Annotated in this window: 6 protein-coding genes; all 6 read left to right on the top strand. The window is 34.6% G+C overall.

Annotated features, from left to right (window positions below; genetic code table 11):
• Positions 1-10 precede the first annotated feature (10 nt).
• On the top strand, positions 11-937 hold the full coding sequence (gene rarD / locus RTL21_RS09470) for an EamA family transporter RarD (RefSeq protein ID WP_312095711.1): 927 nt from the start codon (positions 11-13) through the stop codon (positions 935-937).
• A 107-nt stretch (positions 938-1,044) separates the two neighbouring features.
• The gene (gene sppA / locus RTL21_RS09465; protein ID WP_312095626.1) at positions 1,045-2,058 is read left to right on the top strand and encodes a signal peptide peptidase SppA; all 1,014 of its coding nucleotides are present in this window, start codon (positions 1,045-1,047) and stop codon (positions 2,056-2,058) included.
• An 11-nt stretch (positions 2,059-2,069) separates the two neighbouring features.
• A complete protein-coding gene (locus RTL21_RS09460; RefSeq protein ID WP_312095624.1) occupies positions 2,070-2,633 on the top strand; it encodes an RDD family protein in 564 nt (187 codons plus the stop codon).
• 190 nt (positions 2,634-2,823) lie between these two features.
• The gene (locus RTL21_RS09455) at positions 2,824-3,573 is read left to right on the top strand and encodes a DUF2953 domain-containing protein (RefSeq protein ID WP_312095622.1); all 750 of its coding nucleotides are present in this window, start codon (positions 2,824-2,826) and stop codon (positions 3,571-3,573) included.
• A gap of 21 nt (positions 3,574-3,594) precedes the next feature.
• Complete coding sequence (gene ytfJ / locus RTL21_RS09450; protein ID WP_312095620.1) at positions 3,595-4,044, top strand: GerW family sporulation protein; 450 nt, start codon at positions 3,595-3,597, stop codon at positions 4,042-4,044.
• A gap of 184 nt (positions 4,045-4,228) precedes the next feature.
• Entirely contained in the window at positions 4,229-4,729 is a 501-nt protein-coding gene (tpx, locus tag RTL21_RS09445) for a thiol peroxidase (protein WP_312095618.1), read from the top strand.
• The last annotated feature ends 27 nt before the right edge of the window (positions 4,730-4,756 follow it).

Here is a 4,756-nt window from a genome sequence, read left to right as displayed (position 1 = left end):
AGCGATGAAGATGGAGAAAAACGATATGCGAAATGGGGTAATATTTGCGGGGATTTCCTACTTAATATGGGGGCTTTTTCCGATTTATTGGAAGCATCTACAAGGAGTAGGGGCAGATGAAATCCTCGCGAACAGAATTTTTTGGTCGTTTATTTTTATGTGTATTTTACTCACTTTTACTCGTAAATGGAGATTGTTTTATCAAACGCTACGTTCCTTTAAGCATCAAAAAAAACAGGGGATTATGCTATTTATTGCCTCTATATTGGTTAGCTGTAACTGGTTTATCTATATTTGGGCAGTAAATGCCAATCAAATAATCGAAACGAGTTTAGGCTATTATATTAATCCATTAGTAAGTGTATTATTAGGCATTTTTGTAATGAAAGAAAAATTATCTAAAATTCAGTATGTATCTGTAGGGTTAGCTGCAATTGGAGTCTGTATTATTACATTCGCTCATGGTGCCTTCCCGTGGATTGCAATCTCCTTGGCACTAACATTTGGATTATACGGATTAACAAAAAAATTAATCAAAATTAATTCGGATGTAGGCTTAACATTGGAAACAATGTTTATTACTCCATTTGCTTTGCTGTTTATCGGTTATTTATTTTTAAAAGGAGATCATGCTTTTTTAGCAGTTTCTACTAGTTTAGATTTCTTATTAATTATTTCTGGCGTATTAACAGCCGTGCCATTATTGTTTTTTGCAAAAGGAGCGCAACGAATCCCGCTATCCATGCTAGGGTTCATTCAATACTTAACACCTACCTTAACACTAATTCTTGGTGTATTCGTTTATCATGAACCATTTACAACCTCCCATTTATTGGCGTTTATATTTATTTGGACAGCATTAACTGTCTATTCTCTTTCCCAAACAAAATTATTTTCTAATTCAAAAAAGCAACAACAGGCGAAAGGCATAGCATAATAGTAATAGAAATTAAATAACCTATTCAAGTACTCTAATATCTCTTGAAACAATATCGGAAGTTATACGTATAAGAAATAGAAAGAAATAATAGGGGGTTATAAGTAATGAGCGGAAAGCGTTGGGCAGCTTTAGGGATAGCTGGTATTATTTTTGTCTTTTCCATAATTACCAGTATGGTATCTGTTGCATTCACAACGGATGTGGAAGATCTTTTTGGACAATTTCTTAGTGAAGGGGAAGGTCCATATGTAGAAGAATACATAGAGGATGGAGATTTCTCAGAGAAAATAGTCGTACTGGAAGTATCTGGAACTATTCAAGATACAGGAGATGCTGAATCTCTTTTCTCGACAGTAGGTTATAATCATGCATCTTTCATCGGAAAATTGGATTACATAAAAGAAGATCCTAGTGTAAAAGGGGTTATATTGAAAGTGAATTCTCCAGGTGGGGGAGTTGTAGAAAGTGCGCAAATACATGATAAATTAGTAGAAATTCAAAAAGAATCGAACATACCAATATACGTCTCAATGGGATCGATGGCAGCTTCTGGAGGTTACTATATTTCTGCACCTGCTGATAAGATCTTTGCTAGTCCGGAAACATTAACTGGCTCACTTGGGGTCATTATGAGTGGATATAATTTCGAAGGCCTTGCTGAAAAGTACGGTGTAGAGTTTGTCACCATTAAGAGTGGAAAATATAAAGATATTATGAGTTCTACAAGAGAAATGACAGAGGATGAAAGAGAGATTCTACAACGATTAATTAATAATTCTTATGCCGGCTTTGTTAAGGTCATTGCAGATGGACGAGGAATGACAGAGGCAGAGGTTAAGAAAATTGCTGATGGACGAATTTACGATGGTAGACAAGCGAAGGAATTAAATTTAATCGATGATTTTGGCTATTTTGATGATGTAGTAGAACAGATGAAGAATGATTATAAATTAAAGGACGCAGCTGTCGTTACATATACCGACAATACTGGTTTTGCATCCCTATTTGGAATGACTGCAAAAAAATTAATAACGAGTGAGGATAAAGAATTAGCAAATATATTAAAGATTGTCACAAATGCTAACTCACCTCGACTAATGTATTTATATGCAGAATAGGAGGGGAATAAATGAGTAAGGAAAGTGAAAATATACAATCAGAAGATTCACGGAAGGAAGATGGAATGTCTGAATCGATTGTTCCATCAAATGAAGCAGTTGATTGGAAGGAGCAAACTCCTGTTGCTGAAGGAAATATTATAGATACTTTAGGAGAAGTTCCGTATGACTATGCAGGATTTTGGATGCGTTTTTGGGCTTATTTAGCTGATCTAATTATTGTGTCGAGCGTTAATCGCATCCTAATCTATCCCGTTTTACGAATATTAGACGTGCCGTTACATGAATCGAGTATTTTTTCTACGGTAAACATTTGTACCGCAGTTACTTTTTACTTATATTTTGTTTTAATGACACTGTTTTTAAAGCAAACATTAGGAAAGATGATTTTTGGCTTGAAGGTAGTACCTATAAACAAAGAAAGATTAACATGGGATACCGTCCTATTCCGTGAATGGATTGGTCGATTTATCTCTGCCAGCTTTATTATTTTATATGCATTAGTAGCTTTCTTACCAAAGAAACAAGGGATTCATGATTTATTTGCTGATACTACAGTCGTTCATGATCGCTAAGACCAAAACGGTTGATAACAACTGAAAAGGATGTTGTTATTAACCGTTTTTCTTTTCATACGTTCTGTTTTTCCCCATTGTAAAGACCCCGCTTTTCATAAAGTTTCTGCTCAGCTATTCTAAAAAATTTTCCTATTAAAAAGCACAATCATTTAGAAAATAACCCAAAATTTGATTATATATTAGCTTTATGGCAGGTTTATTTTTTCATATTTTATCCAATAATAATAAGCTGAAGGGAAGTGTTGCCAGAGTGAAGGTTCTCTCCATAATTGGAATTATTATTGGTTCTCTTTTTTTATTGCTTGTTCTCCTCTGCTTTTTAAAATTAACGATACATATACGCTATTATCATAAGAAAGATAATGATGATTTAAAAATAGAGGTACGAGCGTTATTTGGACTCATTAAATACAAAAAAACAATCCCTCTGATAAAAATAGATAATGACTCTCCAACGTTGGTAGTAGAAGAGGAAACAGAAGTGCAAGGCAAAAACGATACAATAGAGGAAACGAAACAATTTTCAGCTTCGGATCTATTAAATTTCTTATCCAATTCAAAAGAATTATTAAATCACGTTGTTCATTTTCATCGCATAGTAAAGTCATTTTTAGCAAAACTAACGATAAAGAATATAGAATGGAGCTCTATTGTTGGTTTAGGAGATGCAGCGCATACTGGCATGGTTTCTGGTGCTATATGGGCTGCTAAAGGGAGCATTATCGGAATGATTAGTAACTATATGAAGCTCCAAGACATGCCGAAAATTAACATCTATCCACAATTTCAGGGAGTAGCCTCTGAAACATTATTTTCTTGTATGATTCAATTTCGGATAGGGCATGCTATGATGGCAGGAATTAAACTGGTGAAATTTTGGAAAGATGGTTTTCCTAAGTTTAAAACAAATGAAACGTCTATTCCAAGTAAACAATAGAACAATGGAGGAATGGAAAAAATGTCAGATCATCCAATTCAAGGCTTAATGACAACCGCAATGGAAAACTTAAAAGAAATGATTGATGTCAATACGATTATTGGCGATCCAGTCGAAACACCTGATGGCAGTGTCATTTTAACCGTATCTAAAGTGGGATTTGGATTTGCAGCTGGAGGTAGTGAATTCACTCTAGAAAATCATTCATTAAATGACTCATTAACAAAACACCCTTTCGGTGGAGGTAGTGGTGGGGGAGTAAGCATTACTCCAATTGCTTTTCTTATCGTAAATGCCCAGGGAGTAAAAATGGTACATTTAGATGAAAGTACCCATCTTTATGAAAAAATATTGGATATTGCCCCACAAGCCGTCGATAAAATCCAGCAAATGTTTGCGAAAAAAGATTCGTCATCTGATTCAAGCGGTGAATCTCAAAACCATCAACCGAAAGAAGATATTGAATTTTAATTTTAAGTAAACTTTATTCTGCATTACAGACGAGTTCACAAAAAAATAGTGGGCTCGTTTCCTTCTTTTTGTAAACTAAAAATAAATATTTATATAGATAGTTCGTATTTTTTGCAAATAAAAACAACTATCGATATGATGGTATTAATTACATATGATTAAATCACAAATGGAGGAGAAGCCAATGGCGAATGTAACATTTAAACATAATCCGGTAACATTAATTGGAAATGAAGTGAAAGTTGGGGACAAAGCTCCTGCTTTTACTGTATTAGCTAATGATATGTCCGAAGTAACTTTAGCTAGCTCAAAGGGAAAGATTCGTCTTTTTAGTGTAATACCGTCTATTGATACAGGAGTTTGTGATACACAAACAAGAAAATTTAATGAGGAAGCTGCTAGTCTTGATAATGTGGAAGTAATAACAGTAAGTGTTGATTTACCTTTCGCTCAAAGAAGATGGTGTGCAGCAAGCGGTTTGGAAAATGTTATAACTGTATCGGACCATAGAGATTTATCTTTTGGTGAATCGTATGGTGTGGTAATGAAAGAATTGCGATTGTTAGCACGTGCAATCTTCGTAGTTGATACGAATGATACTGTAACATACGTAGAATATGTAAGCGAAGGTAGTAACCATCCTAACTATGATGCAGCGATAGCCGCAGTAAAAGCAGCGAACTAATCATAACTAAGTGCAGGGAAATATTCG

It is taken from the genome of Niallia sp., assembly GCF_031978665.1.
In the GTDB taxonomy this organism is placed as follows: Bacteria; Bacillota; Bacilli; order Bacillales; family Cytobacillaceae; genus Niallia.
This window is presented reverse-complemented; position numbering and strand designations above follow the sequence as displayed.